The following is a 14,970-nucleotide window of genomic DNA, read 5'->3' as shown; positions in this document are numbered from 1 at the left end:
GTATGAGTATACTGAGATGGCAATCGATGATCTGGATAGGTCTTTTGCTGCCTTTTATGACATTTTAATTAGTCTTCAAAAAACATGGCAAAACACATTGCCTACCAGAATTTCAATATTCTCGAGATTCAGCCATGGATCCCGGAATCAACAGCTTCGCCACATTTCAAGAGTCGCGACGAGTTGTCGGTGACGCTGGATAATGCGATGGAGGAAAAGAAGCGTAGAAAATAGTTGAGGTTATAGAGTGCAAGAGTGTGTGAGTGCAGCTTTGTTGGTGAAAAAACAAACCCGCCCCTTTTCTCTATTGAATTAAAGGATGAGCCATGCCCGAAGATTTAAATATTATACATTCCGTATCAGGCTTTATTGATCATATATTTAAAGATTCTCCGAAAGGTCGTGGAAGTCTACGCTGCTACAGGGGGCATGCTGACTACACGTGGTCTTTGAAGCCCTCCGTGATGAGAGATCTGAGGGTTGATGCAGAATCTAATATTTTCAGAGAGTTAATGCTTGAAACGCCTGCTGACTTCAGCGCAGACAATACAATGTTTGAAAGGCTGGTTAGGGCTCAACACTACGGCCTGCCGACCAGACTTTTGGATGTGTCGCTAAATCCTCTTGTTGGGCTCTTTTTTGCTTGCTCGGATGAATCCTTTATGGGCGAAGATGGTGAGGTCAAGGTATTCAATTTTCGTAAAACTCGAGTTAAATATGCAGACAGCGATGCTGTGAGCGTTATATGTAACTTAGCCAGGCTGAAAGATGTTCAGAAAGAGATCATAAAACTTCAGCGCAAGAAAAGCTTTGAGTGGGATGAAAGGTTAACTCAAGAGTTCAGAGGGGTCGATCAAGTTGAAAGACTTATTCATTTTGTTCGAGCTGAGAAGCCGCACTTCTTGAATGTGATTAAGCCGACTGATCTTTTCAAGTATTTTTTTGTGTATCCTGCCAAAAGCAATCGCAGGATTATTGCGCAGTCTGGTGCATTTGTTGTGGCTGGACTTTTAGATTATAAGTATCCAGAGGACTCGGCCGGTTTTACAGTTAAAAGCATTAGAATTCCTGCAAAAAGAAAATTCAATATCCTCAGTGACTTGGACTCTCTGAATATTAATTCTAGATCGATGTTTCCGGAGATTGAATCTGCCTCGAAATACATTAAGAAAAAATGGGCGCTCTAGTGGCGCTAAAGGCGCAGCCGTTAGGCTGCTCCATCTTTTTCTCGCTAGTATTAGCGGAACTCTAGGGTCTGTATGAAAAGTCTTGAGGCGAAGGTCAGGCAATTCGAAAGCAGCCGAGGAAGCGGAGTTTACGGGTTGTAAATGAGCATTTCGAGGCTGTTTTCAACGCAGCATCACCGAGTATCAAGGCTTTTCATACAGGGCCTAGAACTCCACCTTCCCCCGCCCCGCCTTGACACTGCTCCGCCTGGCTTTCCCTTCAAGACGGCGGGTCTTCGAGCCAAGGGTCGGTTTGGTGGGACGGCGTTTCTTCTCGGTCTTGCCGGCAGCGATGATCAACTCGGCTAGACGCGCCAGTGCGTCAGCGCGGTTCTGCTCCTGGGTGCGGTACTGCTGGGCCTTGATGATCAACACCCCATCGCCGGTGATGCGACTGTCACGCAGTGCCAGCAGCCGCTCTTTGTAAAACTCGGGCAGCGACGAGGCAGGAATGTCGAAGCGCAGGTGCACGGCGCTGGACACCTTGTTGACGTTCTGCCCACCTGCGCCTTGCGCGCGAATGTAGGTGAGTTCAATGTCGGCATCCGGCAGATGCACGTTGTTGGAGATGGTCAGCATGGCATGGCCCTTGTGATTGCTCGCCATTATCACACTCTTCGCCGCTCTCCCCGGAACAAAACACGTGCACAGCTTTCGCGTAGACTGTGCTCCAGTCCGCTCGGCGCCATTTCGATGAGCTCGAATCTCACGCTAGCGCCACATTCAAAGCCCTGATATTCAGGGCTTTTGCACTCTTGGGCATAGTCATCCCAGCCGCATTCCCCCATCAGGCACCCTGCCCGAACGTCGCATTCAAAAACCACAACTCCAGTACCGCCACCAATGCGCAGAACGCCACGAAGCCACGGGTGAACACCCGGCGTGGCTTGTCGAAACTTTGCCAGTTGAGCAGTGCATAACACAGGTTGCCGATGGCTTCGAAAATGCTGGCAATTGCGCTTAGTAGACTATCGAGTGCGTCGTGCACGTGTCGGATCTTCCTGGTGTCTGAGGGTGGGTGACATTCTGCTCGAGCCTCAGGTTACCACCCTCAAGGCCAAGCGCTCACCCAGCCCCTGTGTTCACTGCAACGTCGGTGACCTGAAGGGCGGGCCCATGTCAGCCAGTGTCAATTCGATGTGCGCGATCAGCCCGGCGAGGTGATCTGCCTTTTCCAGTTGCCCTTGCGCCTTGAGCTGAACCAGTTCCTGGCGCAGGTTCAGCAGGTGTTTTTGCAGGGAGACGGCGGAGGTGTGGTACTGATCCATGTCGTTCTCATATTGAAGGGCCTCCTTGCCGTTGTTAGAGCCAACGAAGGTATCAGCTCATTCCGCAGGCCAATACTGATCATTCATACACACTTCCTGAATTTACGATAACTCGGCTACAGACCATTCAGATTGGTCCTACGAATAAATCAGGGCTTGATTCTAGGATGTTCTCCAGCAGTCGCACTAAAAGCCTTGGCATGATTGGGCTTAAGCCCTACACGCAGCGTCGATAACGAACTTGGCGCCGTAGGATATCTTCGAATGGGCTGAAACTATATGTTGCAATTGACTCGGGCGAGAAGTTGCTGGCCCCGGCAATCCCGCGTTGGCGGTTTCTGCTAGCATCGACGCTTTTCACCGCCAGGGAGAGGCATGTGAAGTACGTCGTGATAGAGCACCACCGCAGCGAATACCCCACCCCCATCACCTTCGCCGGCGGCACGTTGCTGGACATCGGTCAGCGCTACGAGGGCGAAGAACCTTGGCAGGACTGGTACCTGTGCAGTTGCAGTGGGCAGGCGCCGGGCTGGGTACCGGCGCAGGTGATCGAACGGATCGGCGTCGACCGGGGCAGGGCGGTGGAGGCTTATTGCGCCCATGAACTGGACATCGACCCGGGCCAGCAGGTCGAAGGCCTGCGACCACTGAACGGCTGGCTGTGGTGCCGCAACTTGCGCAACGGCGAACTGGGCTGGTTGCCGCAGCAGAAACTGCGCTTGCTGGGCTGCTGAAAGATCATCTGATCTGCTTTTTTTCCACGAACCTGAATCTGTAACCGTATCAGCGTCGAGCCGACAATACCTTCCAGGCCCGGCGCTTGCGAACCGGCAAACACCGGGCCGGTTGCGCTGCTCTGCACCCGCATCGGCCGGCCCCGCTGTTCCGTCATCACACTGTAGAGGTTCCGATGGGCAAGCTTGCTCTGTTCCTGGGTGGTTTTCTGCTGCTGACTATCATGATCGGTTTGCTGGGTACCATTCCGCCGGGTTGAAAACCCACGCTTCATCCCTCAGCCCGTCTGGCATCAAGGCGGGCTCGATTCTCTCCCTCCGGCCCTTGGCCATTTGCCGCAGTCGTCTAGACAGGCGGTAGCTGCAAGTCATTCTCAAGTGCAAGGTGCTCGTGTAGTCTCCCGCCCCCGTAAAAAGGGCCCGGGAACACGGGCCGATCACCTGCCTTGGAGACAATACGCACTATGGAATGCAAGAAAGACACTACAGCAATGCTGGAGTGGCGCAGTCGCTATCTCGCAGAGGGCATCCTGCATGAGGAGGGCTACGATCAGGCACTGCGCAGTGCCGAAGCCTTGGAGCATTCTGGAGTGATCAGTGCAAGTGAATGGATCGAACTGGTCAAGTTGGCCAATACGGCATTGCTGAAGCTCAGATAAATCCTGCAAGCGTAGGCGAAACTGTCCACAAAAAACGTGGGTAGGTCTGTGGATAAAGTTCTCTGGGCCTTGTGATCCGTGGCTTCTGTTAAATTGAGCAGAAAGTGAACAGCGTTTTCAGCCTCTGTTTTTTGAGGTTACGGGCGCGCGGCGCGCAGGGCCTGCAGCAGCTCGCGTACCCGCGTCGGCACGTCGCCTGTCGGGTACAGCGCATGCATTTGCGGGTCCTGGCCGCTGCTGGATGTCAGGTGGTAATCGGCGCAGACCCGCACCAGGCGCCCGGCGCGCACTTCGGGTTCGGCCAGCCAGTCGGCCAGCCGGGCGATGCCCGCGCCGGCCAGAGTGCTTTGCAGCACCGCGACACCTGAGCCCAGGCGCAACCGTGGTTGTGGCCGCAGGCTGGTGATGTGGCCCTCGCGGCAGAAGTGCCAGGCCTTGAGGATGCGTGGCGCGGTATGCAGGATCAGTGCGTGCTGCTCCAGATCCTCCAGCCCCTGGGGTGTGCCTTCACGAGCCAGGTACTGCGGGCTGGCATACAGGTGTCGGCGGTAGCTCCACAGCGGGTAGCCGATCAGCTCGCTTGACTGGGGGAATGCACCCCGGATAACGAAGTCGAGCTTGCCCAGCAGCGGGTCGAGCGCCTGGTCGCTGAATTGCACATCGAGGGTCACCTGTGGATGGCGCCTGGAGAACTCGGCCAGCACCTGCGGCAGTACCTGCTGGGCCAGCACCTCGGGTGCGGCCAGGCGGATCCAGCCCTGCGCACTGCCGGCCAGCGCGGCCAGTTCGTCGGCGGCATCGCGTTGCACATCCAGCAAGCGCTCGGCATGGGGCAGCAGGCGTTCGCCGGCTTCGGTGAGGGTCACGGTGCTGGCGCTGCGGTTGAACAACTTGGCCCCGCTGTTATCTTCCAGCGCCTGCACCGCGCGGGTAACGGCGCTGGGGGAGCGGCCCAGGGCGCGGGCTGCGCTGACGAAGCTGCGTTTGTGCGCAACGCTGACGAATGCTTGGATCTCACGCAGCATGTCCAGTGCCATGGGCTTTTCCTCGTTGCAGTTTTTGCAACGTGGCATTTCAACACAAGCGCGGCGCTTTGATTAGTCTGGCGGCCTGCTTATTGCCGCCTGGACTGCCGACATGATGGATATCGCCCTGCTTTCGCTGTTTGCCTTCGCCGCTGGCCTGATCGATGCCGCCGTGGGTGGTGGCGGGCTGATCCAGATCCCGGCCCTGTTCAACGTGATGCCCACTGCCCAGCCGGCCGCGCTGCTGGGTACCAACAAACTGGCCTCGGTCTGTGGTACCAGCTTTGCCGCGCGTTCGTTCATCCGCAAGGTAAAGCTGGACTGGGGGCTGATCGTGCCGGCGGCGCTCAGCGCCTTCGTCATGTCGTTCTGCGGCGCGGCCACGGTGTCGCTGGTGCCGGCCAGCGTGATGCGGCCTATGGTGCTGGCGATGATCGTGCTGATGGCCATCTACACCTTCTGCAAGAAGGACTTCGGTACCTTGCACAAACCCACCGTCATCGGCCGCAAGGAGCAATGCCTGGCGGTGTTGATCGGTGGCGCCATCGGTTTCTACGACGGCCTGTTCGGGCCAGGTACCGGCAGTTTCCTGATCTTCCTGTTCATTCGCTTCTTCGCCCTCGACTTCCTGCATGCCTCGGCCTCGGCGAAGCTGGTGAACATCGCCACCAACCTGGCGGCACTGGTGTTCTTCATCCCTTCGGGCAATGTGCTGTGGGCGATTGCCCTGCCGATGGCGCTGTTCAACATCCTCGGCGCGTTGACAGGCACCTGGCTGGCGGTGCGCAAGGGGGCGGGGTTCGTGCGCGGGTTGTTCCTGATCCTGCTGTGTGTGCTGATCGCCAAGCTGAGCTGGGACCTGTTCAACGGTTGAGTCAGACCACGATCTGGCGTTGGGCCTCGGCCAGCTCGATACGGTTACGGCCATGGGCCTTGGCGCGGTAAAGCGCCTGATCGGCCCTGGCCAGCAGCACGTCGAGGCTGGGCGCGGCATCGTCACTGCTGCAACCGGCGATGCCGATACTGACCGTGATCTGCAGGCGCTGCCCGGCCTGGGCGAACTGCAGGTCCTGAACGGCCCGGCGCAGGCGTTCGGCAGTGAACCTGGCCAACTCCGGCGCCAGCCCCGGGACGACAATGGCGAACTCCTCGCCACCCAGGCGGGCGAACAGTTCGCCGTCATGCAACTGGTCCTGCACGGTGTCGGCAAACTGGCGCAGTACCTGGTCACCCACTGCGTGGCCGTGGCGGTCATTGATGGTCTTGAAATGATCGATGTCGAGCATCATCAAGGTCAACGGCAGGGCTGGAGCCTGCTGCTGACGGCTGTCGAGCAGGCCGTTGGCGCGGCGGGTGAAGGCGCTGCGGGTGAGGGTGCCGGTGAGGTGGTCGATGGTGGCCTGGTGCGCCAGGCGCGCCATCAGGCTGCGGTTGGCATTGCTCACGCAAGCCACCACCAGCGGGCCGAGCACCAGCATGGCGATGCCCAGGCGTGCCGACATCAAAGTGGTCACGCCCGGCTCGCTGTGCGGCACGCTGAAGTGCATGAGGTTCTGCGCCACGGCAACGATCAAAGTACTGCCGGCTGTGAGGGTCAGCAACGAAACGAGAAACGGTGAGTAGCTCAAGGCGCACCACAACAGGGCGGCGATCGGGAAGGCAATTGCCCCCGGCCCGCCAAAAAAGATGCTCAATGCCAGCGAGGCCAGCAACACCAGCAGCGGGGCCAGGGAGATCGGCTGGCTGCCGCTGCGGGTGAAGGCGCGGGGCGAGGGGGCGGTGAGCAGAACCGGCAGGACCAGCACGCTGGTGGAGAACTGCTCGCTGAACCAGGCCAGCCAGGTGGCGCGCAACGACTGCTCGAACCACGGCGCGGCCATGACACAGGCCAGGCTGGCGGCCACCATGCCGCCGACGGCGCAGGCACCGAACAGGCACAGGGTGCCGTGGGGTGTGCGCAGGCGCCGGTGAACCCGTGGCAAACGGGCCATCAGGTACCAGATGCTGAGGATGGCGCCCAGGTTGCACAGGTTGAACCACAGCGCCGGTTGCCACTCCGAGCCGGTAGCCAGGTCGGCAGCGACCATCGCCAGGTAGATCAGGCCAAAGCCGGCTGCTGTGGCCTGGCGCGGGTTGCGCAGCAAGACGCCGGCGAGTACGGCGTTGACCGGCCAGAACAGCGACAGGGATTCGATCGGCCTGGCCAGGATGCCCGCAAGTGTCAGGACGAGCGTCAGGCCGAACAGGATGGCGAAAGGCAGCAGGCGCGACGGAACTGGAGACACCATAAGCTCGACCGGCAAGCGAGGACGGAATCCAGGAAAACGGCCGTAGGCACCTGGGGCAAAGTCGCGTCAGTTTGTTTCAAGTCGCCAATTGATGTCAATTCGCCGGGAATTTCCTGAATACTGCGTCAGATTACAAGCCAAAAACCCACGGCACCATCAGCACGGTCACCAGCATCACCAGTAAGGTGAACGGCACCCCGACCTTGACGAAGTCGGCAAAACGATACTGCCCGGGGCCCAGCACCAGCGTGTTGACGGGCGACGACACCGGGGTCATGAACGCCGCCGATGCCGCGAGCGCGACCGTCATGGCGAACGGGTAGGGCGACATGCCCAGCTGTTGCGCGGTGCTGATGGCCACCGGCGCCATCAAAACGGCAGTGGCGGTGTTTGAGATGAACAGACCGATGACAGCGGTGACAGCGAACAGGCAGGCGAGGATCGCGCTTGGTCCGGCATCGCCGAGCAGGCTCACCAGGGCGCCCACCGCCAGGTCGATGCCGCCGGTCTTTTGCAGCGCCAGGGCGAACGGCAGCATGCCGACGATCAGTACCAGGCTCTGCCAGTGGATGGCGCGATAGGCGCTGTTCATGTCGATGCAGCGCCCCGCGCCCATCAGCAGGCAGCCGATCAGCGCGGCGAGCACATTGGGCACCAGGCCACTGACCATCAACCCGACCATCACCGCCAGGCTCAGCAAGGCATAGGGCGCCCGGGCGCTTGCGGGTGCCACCTGGTCGATTTCGGCGGGCAGGCTCAGCACCAGGAAGTCGCGGGGCTTGGCCTGCAGCTGGCGCACCGCTTTCCACGGGCCGACGACCAGCAAGGTGTCGCCCAGGCGCAGCTTTTCTTCGACCAACTGCTCCTCGATGGCCAACTGGTCGCGCCGCAGCCCCACCACGTTGAGGTCGTAGCGGGTACGGAAGGCAAGTTCGAGGATGCTCTTGCCGATCAGTTGCGAGCCTGGCGGCAGCGACACTTCCGCCATCCCCAGTTCCTGGGACTGGTCGATGAAGTAGGCCGCCTTGAAGTGCAGCGGCTCCAGTTGCATGGTCTGGCACAGGCTGCGCAGGTCGTCGCGGTTGGCGAACAGGTCGAGCAGCAGGATGTCGCCCTGCTGCAGCACGCTGCCCGAATCGGCGGCGATCACCCGGGTGGTGAACTTGTGCTGGCGCTCGATACCGATCACGTTGGCGCCATGCCGGGTGCGCAGTTCCAGTTCGCCCAGGGTATGGCCGATCAGTGGCGAGTGCGGGCGGATGCGCAGGCGACGCTCGCGGCCGTTGAGTTTGTAGTCCAGCACCAGGTCGAGCAGGGTGCGGCGGGTTTCCACCCGGCCATCCTTGCGCACTTCGCCATTGAGCCAGTGGCGGGTCAGCAGCATGTAGCCGATGCCCAGCACCAGCACCACCAAGCCGAACGGGGTGAAGCTGAAAAAGCCGAAGCCGCTTTGGCCGTGGCGCATCAGCTCGCTGTGCACGACCACGTTGGGTGGCGTGGCCACCAGGCTGAGCATGCCGCTGATCAGTCCGGCGAAGCTCAGCGGCATCATCAGCCGGCTGGGGGAGAGCTTCAGGCGCGCGGCAATGCTCAGCACCACCGGGATGAAAATCGCCACCACCCCGGTGGAGCTCATCACCGAGCCCAGGCCGGCCACCGCCACCATCAGCAAAACCAGCAGGCGCGCCTCGCTGTTGCCGGCGCGCTCGCTCATCCATTCGCCGATGCGGTAGGCAATGCCGGTGCGGACCAAGCCTTCGCCGATCACGAACAGTGCAGCGATCAGGACCACGTTGGGGTCACTGAAACCGGCCAGGGCCTGGTCCACGGTAAGGATGCCGGTAAGCGGCAGGATGAGGATCACCAGCAACGCAACCACGTCCATGCGTGGGCGGTTGATGATGAACAGCACGACGACGGCGGCCAGCAGGCCGAGGACCCAGAGCAACTCTTGGTTCATGGGGAGGGGGTGTTCCTTCACACTAGGGCGCGAAAAGCGATGGCCTTAGTGTGGCAGCTTGACGCGAATGCGTCGTTGACGTGCTGCAATGTTTTGCCGGGCACAACGAACGCGGGCGGTGCGGCCATACAACAAGCCTGCACCGCCCGCGAGGGTGTCAGCGTCGATCAGTGACGGTGCTTGTGCTTGCGGTTGCTGTCACCCATGTGGTTGCCGATGGCGCCACCGGCTGCGCCGCCCAGGCCTGCGCCGATGGTCGAGCCGTTGGAGCCGCCGAGCTTGCCGCCGATCAGCGAGCCGCCTGCCGAACCCAGGCCGCCACCAATGGCCGCCTCGGTGCGGTTGCCCTTGCGTGCGCCGACGGCGCTGCCGGCCGCGCCGCCCAGGCCTGCACCGATGGCAGCGCCGGTGCTGCCGCCGATCTGTTTACCGACCACGTTACCCAAGGCGCCGCCCAGGCCGCCGCCGATGGCCGCGGTACCGTCACCGGCGAAAGCACCCTGGCAGAGCAGCAGGCCGAGGGCGAGGGAAGGCAGAGTCAGACGCATGTTGTGAACCTCAGAGGAATCATCAGGGTGGGGTGCCGCCTTGCGGGCGGCGAATCAAGGTTGGGAAGACGTCTCAGCGCTGGTAGCGGTCACGGTACTGGCGATCGTCGTCGTCATCGCGATCGTGGCGGTGGTGATGGCGGTGGCCGCGATCACCGTCGCGCCAGCCATCATCATCGTCGTGGTAGTGGTGGCTGTAGCAGCCGCCAAGCAGCAGTAAGGCGGTGATCAGCGAAAGGCTTGCAAGGCGAGTCATCACGATATAGGTCCTTGATCGGTAAAGGTTTACCGGGTACTCGCTGAGACCCTGGTCGATCGATTTGGTTTCTTTACCCCGCAAAATATTGGTGCCCTGGCGATAGGCGGCATCCAGGCCATTGCGTGTATCAGATGAGGACAGACGCCGAACCCTGGTTTGCCGTGCTAGAGTCGCGTTCTTTTTTGTCCCGAGGATGGAACATGCGAGCGATTCTGCCGATGACTGTGGCGCTGCTGGTGGGCTGTGCGTCGTCGACCATGGAGGCAGCGCGTAACGGCGCACCGACCGCGCGCCTGGATTCGCACAAGACCCCGGATGTGGTCGCCCAGTGCATCCAGTTCAGCTGGCAGGAAGAGAAGACCTTCGGCGTGGATGCCAGCGGCTACCTCGAAGCGCGCAAGGCGGGCGGTTTCACCGTGTATACCCGCGAAGCGGAGTCGTTCGTCGATGTCTATGCCCAGGCCGGCGGCACGCGGGTGGATTACTACGCCCAGCACAACGACGGTATGGCCTTGCAGCGCCGGGCGGCAGCGGCAACCTGCCTGTAAGGCTGCGCTCAGCGCAGCCGCGCCTCCAGCCCGGCAATATGCGCCTGCAAGCGTTCATGCTCTTCGCGCTCGGCACCGATGTCCTCGAACACGCTGATCAGGTGCTCCGGCTGGCCATCGGCATGCCGTTGCAGCGAGGTGCGCGCGCGCACCCAGATAAAGCGGCCATCCTTGTGCCGCACGCGTTTTTCCACTTCATAGCGCTCGATTTCGCCGGCCAGCATGCGCCGTAGCAGCACCAGGTTGTGCGGCAGGTCGTCGGGGTGGGTCAACTGCTGGAAGGTCATGGCATACAGCTCGCTCTCGCTGTAACCGAGCAATTCGCAGAGGCCGCCATTGACCCGTTGCCAGGTGCCGTCCGGGTCGATATAGGCCAGTGCCCCCCAGGCCAGTTCGAAGATCGCGCGAAAGCGTTCTTCGCTCTGGCGCAGGTCTTCCTCGGCGACCTTGCGCTCGGTGTTGTCCATGCTGATGCCGACCATCTTCACCGGGCGCCCGACGCTGTCCTGCAGTACCGTAGCGCGCGAGGCGATCCAGCGTTGGCTGCCATCGGGGCGGGTGATGCGAAAATCACACTCGCAGCCAGTGCCTTGCGCGACCGCCTGGGCGTACATGCCCTGCATGTGGCGGGCGTCATCGGCTTGGATATGTGCCCAGAAATCCTCGTTGCGCCGTACCGGCCAGCCATACACCGCTTCGACGTTGGGCGAGTAGGTGACCTCGTCGCTGACCAGGTTCCACTCCCAGGTGACGATGCGCGCGCCTTCCTGGGCCAGCTTCATGCGCATTTCGCTCTCCATGATCTCGGCGGTGTAGCGTCGGCGCACATCGGTCATCGGCAGCTCCACCACTTCGGCCTGCTGCACGCTTTGCAGGGCTTCCTCGCCGTAACGCAGCCAGATCCAGTTGACCTTGAGGAAGTCCGCCAGCTTGCGCAGGTTGTCGTAGTCGATCTCGCCGCCGCGGGTCCACTTGTGCACCGCCGTGCGCGATATCCCCAGGGCCGTGCCAACCGCCTGCAGGGTCAGCTTGTGATGTTCGAGCAGTTCCTTGAGGCGAAAGGCGAAGCTGTTTTCCGTCATGGGTGCTGGATCCTTGGGCGGGGGCCGAAGGCCGCAGTATACCTGAGCTGTCAACCTCAGGTTGACGGGTGTTGCCGCAGCGCCCCAGGGGCGGTTAACGTGGCCGCTGACTCCATCAGGACAGGGACGTACCGCATGAGCCGATCAATGGAACTCAATCGCGCCAGTTGGGATGAGCGCGCGCCGCTGCACGCGGCCTCGAAGGATTATGAAGTCGAAACATTCGTCCGCGACCCTGGGCACCTGTCCGAGGTCGTGCGTTTCGACCTGCCACGGCTGGGCGACCTTCGCGGTTTGCGCGCGGTGCACCTGCAATGCCATATCGGTACCGATACCCTGTCGCTGGCTAGGCTTGGTGCCGATATCTGCGGCCTGGATTTCTCGGCGGCTTCGCTGGCGCAGGCGCGCAGCTTGGCCGGGCGCTGCGGTGCGAACATCGAGTATGTGCAGGCGGACGTTTACCGTGCCGAGCAGGTGCTGCCGGCAGGCAGCTTCGATCTGGTCTACACCGGCATCGGCGCCTTGTGCTGGTTGCCTGACATCGAGCGCTGGGCACGCACGGTGGCGGCCTTGCTCAAGCCGGGCGGGCGCCTGTTCCTGCGCGATGGCCATCCGATGCTGATGGCAGTCAACGAGGACCATCAGGACCGGCTGCAACTGGATTACCCGTATTTCGAGCGTGAAGCGCCTACGGTGTGGCACAGCGACCAGACCTACGTGGACACTGACCAGGCGTTGAGCCAGACCGAGACCCATGAGTGGAACCACGGGCTGGGCCAGGTGATCAGCGCACTGCTGGGCAATGGCCTGCGCCTGACCGCGCTTGAGGAGCACCAGAGCATCCCCTGGGAGGCGTTGCCGGGGCAGATGGAGAAGGGCGCCGACGGTGAGTGGCGCCTGATCGAAGCCCCCTGGCGCCTGCCGCTGAGCTACACGCTGCAGGCGCTCAAGGGCTGATCCTCAGGACAGGTAACCGCCATCGACGTTGAGTGCGGTGCCGGTGGTGTAGCTGGACGCGCGGCTTGCCAGGTACAGCACGGCGCCGGCCATTTCGCTCGGGTCGGCCACGCGCTTGAGCGGGATATGCTGTAGGGCGGCGTTGAGGATGCTGTCGTTCTTCACCAGCGCCGAGGCGAACTTGGTGTCGGTGAGGCCCGGCAGCAGGGCGTTGCAGCGGATACCGAAGGGTGCGCATTCCTTGGCGAACACCTTGGTCATGTTGATCACCGCTGCCTTGGTCACCGAGTAGATGCCCTGGAACAGGCCGGGCGATACGCCGTTGATCGAGGCCACGTTGATGATGCTGCCACCGCCGTGCTCGCGCATCAGCTTGCCGGCCTCCACCGACATGAAGAAGTAGCCGCGGATGTTCACGTCTACGGTCTTCTGGAAGGCGCCCAGATCGGTGTCCAGCACATTGCAGAACTGTGGGTTGGTGGCGGCGTTGTTGACCAGGATATCGAGGCGGCCGAACTGCTCGCGGATCCCGGCGAACACCTGCTGGATCTGCTCCATCTCGCCGATGTGGCAGGCCACTGCGGTGGCCTTGCCGCCGGCGGCGATGATTGCTTCGGCCACTTGCTGGCAGCCGTCGAGCTTGCGGCTGGAGACGATCACATGGGCGCCCTGCTGGGCCAGCAGGTGGGCGATGGCTTCACCGATGCCGCGGCTGGCGCCGGAGACGAAGGCGATCTTGCCGTCGAGGTCGAACAGCTGGGTCTTGGACATGCTTGTATTCCTTGTTGTCTGTCGCTGCCGGGTTTACAGGCGGGATTTGTCGATCAGTTGCAGGCTCATCTGCTCCAGCAGGCGGTTCATGTGGATGAACTGGGCGAAGCGTTTGTCCTGGGTCTGGCCGTGGAAGAAGCGGTAGTAGATCTGCTGCACGATGCCGGCCAGGCGGAACAGGCCATAGCAGTAATAGAAGTCGAAGTTGTCGAGCGTGATACCTGCGCGCTCGGCGTAGTAGTCGACGAACTGTTGGCGGGTCAGCATGCCCGGTGCGTTGCTGGGCTGGCGGCGCATCAGTTGCACCGGCGCCGGGTCGCTGGCCTCGATCCAGTAGGCCAGGCTGTTGCCCAGGTCCATCAGCGGGTCGCCAATGGTGGCCATCTCCCAGTCCAGCACGCCGATGATGCGCATGGGGTTGTTGCTGTCGAGGATGACGTTGTCGAAGCGGTAATCGTTGTGCACGATGCCCGGGCGCGGGTGGTCGGCCGGCATTTTCTCGCGCAGCCAGGCAATCACCTGCTCCCAGCGCGGCGCGTCGGGTGTCAGGGCCTTTTCATAGCGGCTGGCCCAGCCTTCGATCTGGCGTTGAACATAGCCTTCCGGCTTGCCCAGGTCGGCCAGCCCGCAGGCGTTGTAGTCCACCTGGTGCAGTTCGACCAAACGGTCGATGAAGCTCTTGCACAGGGCTTCGGTGCGGGCTGGGTCAAGGTTCAGTTCGGCCGGGATATCCGAGCGCAGGATGATGCCGTTGACCCGCTCCATCACATAGAACTCACCGCCGATCAGCGATTCGTCGGTGCAGTGCACGTAGGCTTTGGGGCAGTAGGGGAAGCCGTCGTTGAGCCGGTTGAGGATGCGGAACTCGCGGCCCATGTCATGTGCCGATTTGGCCTTGTGCCCAAACGGCGGGCGGCGCAGCACGAACTCCCGCTGCGGGTAGGCCAGCAGGTAGGTGAGGTTGGAGGCGCCACCGGGGAACTGGCTGATGGTTGGCACGCCTTCAAGGCCGGAAATATGATCCTTCAGATAGGGATCGATGACGGCGGCATCGAGTTCTTCGCCGGGGCGGACCTGGGTGGACTGATCGGTGATCGTCATGCGATTTCCTTATGATCAATAGCAACGACTATTGGCTAATCTAATTTCCCATGACTGTTGGTACAAGCGTGCCAGACGCTTATTGGTCGGGGTGTTGCCGGGCGATCAATGGCCTTGATGCTGGACAGGCAAAAAAAAACCGAAGCGCAGGACGCTTCGGTTTTTTCATTTGCAGTTCGCGCTGCCGATCAGGCCGGGAACAGCTCGCTGAGCTTCATCGACAGCATCATGTCGCCTTCGACGCGCAGCTTGCCGCCCATGAAGGCCTGCATGCCATCGGTATCACCGCTGACGATGCCCTTGAGGGTTTCGCTGTCCAGCACCAGGGTGCAGTTGGCGTCGGCATTCTCGCCTTCCTGGATCTCGCAGGTGCCATCCTTGACGAGCAGCGCGTAGTGCTTGTCTTCGTCGGTGATGTTGAAGCCGAACACCAGGTCCAGGCCGGCGGCAGCGGCGGGGTTGAATTTCGCTTTCATCGCCTCGACGGCTTTTGCTACATCGCTCATGGTGTTTTCCTTATTAAGTGATAATCAAGTCCGCAGGG

Annotated in this window: 18 protein-coding genes; 6 read left to right on the top strand and 12 right to left on the bottom strand. The window is 61.2% G+C overall.

Annotation, left to right across the window (positions count from 1 at the left end; all coding sequences use genetic code 11):
• Positions 1–326 precede the first annotated feature (326 nt).
• Positions 327–1,187 carry an FRG domain-containing protein gene (locus RTH46_RS12905; protein ID WP_316905845.1) on the top strand — a complete coding sequence of 287 codons (861 nt, stop codon included), beginning with the start codon at positions 327–329 and terminating at the stop codon, positions 1,185–1,187.
• A gap of 204 nt (positions 1,188–1,391) precedes the next feature.
• Here RTH46_RS12905 and arfB read toward each other — a convergent pair whose 3' ends face one another.
• The 3 genes from arfB to RTH46_RS12890 all read right to left on the bottom strand — a co-directional run bounded on the left by arfB (position 1,392) and on the right by RTH46_RS12890 (position 2,494).
• Positions 1,392–1,805, bottom strand: a complete 414-nt coding sequence (gene arfB / locus RTH46_RS12900; protein ID WP_316905908.1) for an alternative ribosome rescue aminoacyl-tRNA hydrolase ArfB — start codon at positions 1,803–1,805, stop codon at positions 1,392–1,394.
• A 208-nt stretch (positions 1,806–2,013) separates the two neighbouring features.
• Positions 2,014–2,214 (bottom strand): hypothetical protein, encoded by a 201-nt coding sequence (locus RTH46_RS12895; protein ID WP_316905844.1) that lies wholly within the window; start codon positions 2,212–2,214, stop codon positions 2,014–2,016.
• Between the two features lie 94 nt (positions 2,215–2,308).
• Positions 2,309–2,494 (bottom strand): hypothetical protein, encoded by a 186-nt coding sequence (locus RTH46_RS12890; protein WP_316905843.1) that lies wholly within the window; start codon positions 2,492–2,494, stop codon positions 2,309–2,311.
• Positions 2,495–2,871: 377 nt separating this feature from the next.
• Here RTH46_RS12890 and RTH46_RS12885 point away from each other — a divergent pair, with 377 nt between their 5' ends.
• Both RTH46_RS12885 and RTH46_RS12880 read left to right on the top strand, forming a co-directional pair.
• Positions 2,872–3,228: an SH3 domain-containing protein gene (locus RTH46_RS12885; RefSeq protein ID WP_153787136.1), complete on the top strand. Its 357-nt coding sequence runs from the start codon at positions 2,872–2,874 to the stop codon at positions 3,226–3,228.
• 464 nt (positions 3,229–3,692) lie between these two features.
• Positions 3,693–3,887, top strand: coding sequence for a hypothetical protein (locus tag RTH46_RS12880; protein ID WP_316905842.1), 195 nt, complete (start codon positions 3,693–3,695; stop codon positions 3,885–3,887).
• A gap of 137 nt (positions 3,888–4,024) precedes the next feature.
• On the opposite strand, the gene RTH46_RS12875 is transcribed toward RTH46_RS12880, so the two are convergent.
• On the bottom strand, positions 4,025–4,924 hold the full coding sequence (locus RTH46_RS12875; protein WP_316905841.1) for a LysR family transcriptional regulator: 900 nt from the start codon (positions 4,922–4,924) through the stop codon (positions 4,025–4,027).
• A 100-nt stretch (positions 4,925–5,024) separates the two neighbouring features.
• Between RTH46_RS12875 and RTH46_RS12870 the strand changes: the two genes are divergently transcribed.
• Positions 5,025–5,786 carry a sulfite exporter TauE/SafE family protein gene (locus tag RTH46_RS12870; protein ID WP_153787139.1) on the top strand — a complete coding sequence of 254 codons (762 nt, stop codon included), beginning with the start codon at positions 5,025–5,027 and terminating at the stop codon, positions 5,784–5,786.
• A 1-nt stretch (position 5,787) separates the two neighbouring features.
• Here the strand turns inward: RTH46_RS12870 and RTH46_RS12865 are convergent, their stop codons facing one another.
• From RTH46_RS12865 to RTH46_RS12850, 4 genes are all read right to left on the bottom strand, one after another.
• Positions 5,788–7,215 carry a diguanylate cyclase gene (locus tag RTH46_RS12865; protein WP_316905840.1) on the bottom strand — a complete coding sequence of 476 codons (1,428 nt, stop codon included), beginning with the start codon at positions 7,213–7,215 and terminating at the stop codon, positions 5,788–5,790.
• A gap of 115 nt (positions 7,216–7,330) precedes the next feature.
• Entirely contained in the window at positions 7,331–9,160 is a 1,830-nt protein-coding gene (locus RTH46_RS12860; RefSeq protein ID WP_316905839.1) for an SLC13 family permease, read from the bottom strand.
• A gap of 167 nt (positions 9,161–9,327) precedes the next feature.
• The gene (locus tag RTH46_RS12855; protein WP_110995555.1) at positions 9,328–9,708 is read right to left on the bottom strand and encodes a glycine zipper domain-containing protein; all 381 of its coding nucleotides are present in this window, start codon (positions 9,706–9,708) and stop codon (positions 9,328–9,330) included.
• 73 nt (positions 9,709–9,781) lie between these two features.
• On the bottom strand, positions 9,782–9,964 hold the full coding sequence (locus tag RTH46_RS12850; protein ID WP_153787142.1) for a hypothetical protein: 183 nt from the start codon (positions 9,962–9,964) through the stop codon (positions 9,782–9,784).
• A 203-nt stretch (positions 9,965–10,167) separates the two neighbouring features.
• Between RTH46_RS12850 and RTH46_RS12845 the strand changes: the two genes are divergently transcribed.
• Positions 10,168–10,515, top strand: coding sequence for a hypothetical protein (locus RTH46_RS12845; RefSeq protein ID WP_316905838.1), 348 nt, complete (start codon positions 10,168–10,170; stop codon positions 10,513–10,515).
• 8 nt (positions 10,516–10,523) lie between these two features.
• Here the strand turns inward: RTH46_RS12845 and RTH46_RS12840 are convergent, their stop codons facing one another.
• Positions 10,524–11,597 carry a helix-turn-helix domain-containing protein gene (locus RTH46_RS12840; protein ID WP_153787144.1) on the bottom strand — a complete coding sequence of 358 codons (1,074 nt, stop codon included), beginning with the start codon at positions 11,595–11,597 and terminating at the stop codon, positions 10,524–10,526.
• A gap of 135 nt (positions 11,598–11,732) precedes the next feature.
• Between RTH46_RS12840 and RTH46_RS12835 the strand changes: the two genes are divergently transcribed.
• On the top strand, positions 11,733–12,554 hold the full coding sequence (locus RTH46_RS12835; RefSeq protein ID WP_316905837.1) for a class I SAM-dependent methyltransferase: 822 nt from the start codon (positions 11,733–11,735) through the stop codon (positions 12,552–12,554).
• 3 nt (positions 12,555–12,557) lie between these two features.
• Here the strand turns inward: RTH46_RS12835 and RTH46_RS12830 are convergent, their stop codons facing one another.
• The 3 genes from RTH46_RS12830 to RTH46_RS12820 form a co-directional block, all read right to left on the bottom strand.
• Entirely contained in the window at positions 12,558–13,325 is a 768-nt protein-coding gene (locus tag RTH46_RS12830) for an SDR family oxidoreductase (RefSeq protein WP_316905836.1), read from the bottom strand.
• A gap of 33 nt (positions 13,326–13,358) precedes the next feature.
• On the bottom strand, positions 13,359–14,426 hold the full coding sequence (locus RTH46_RS12825; RefSeq protein WP_316905835.1) for a phosphotransferase family protein: 1,068 nt from the start codon (positions 14,424–14,426) through the stop codon (positions 13,359–13,361).
• 188 nt (positions 14,427–14,614) lie between these two features.
• Positions 14,615–14,932, bottom strand: a complete 318-nt coding sequence (locus tag RTH46_RS12820; RefSeq protein WP_125464629.1) for an SCP2 sterol-binding domain-containing protein — start codon at positions 14,930–14,932, stop codon at positions 14,615–14,617.
• Positions 14,933–14,970: the final 38 nt, after the last annotated feature.

Source organism: Pseudomonas sp. zfem004 (assembly GCF_032621715.1).
Taxonomy (GTDB): Bacteria; Pseudomonadota; Gammaproteobacteria; order Pseudomonadales; family Pseudomonadaceae; genus Aquipseudomonas; species Aquipseudomonas sichuanensis.
This window is presented reverse-complemented; position numbering and strand designations above follow the sequence as displayed.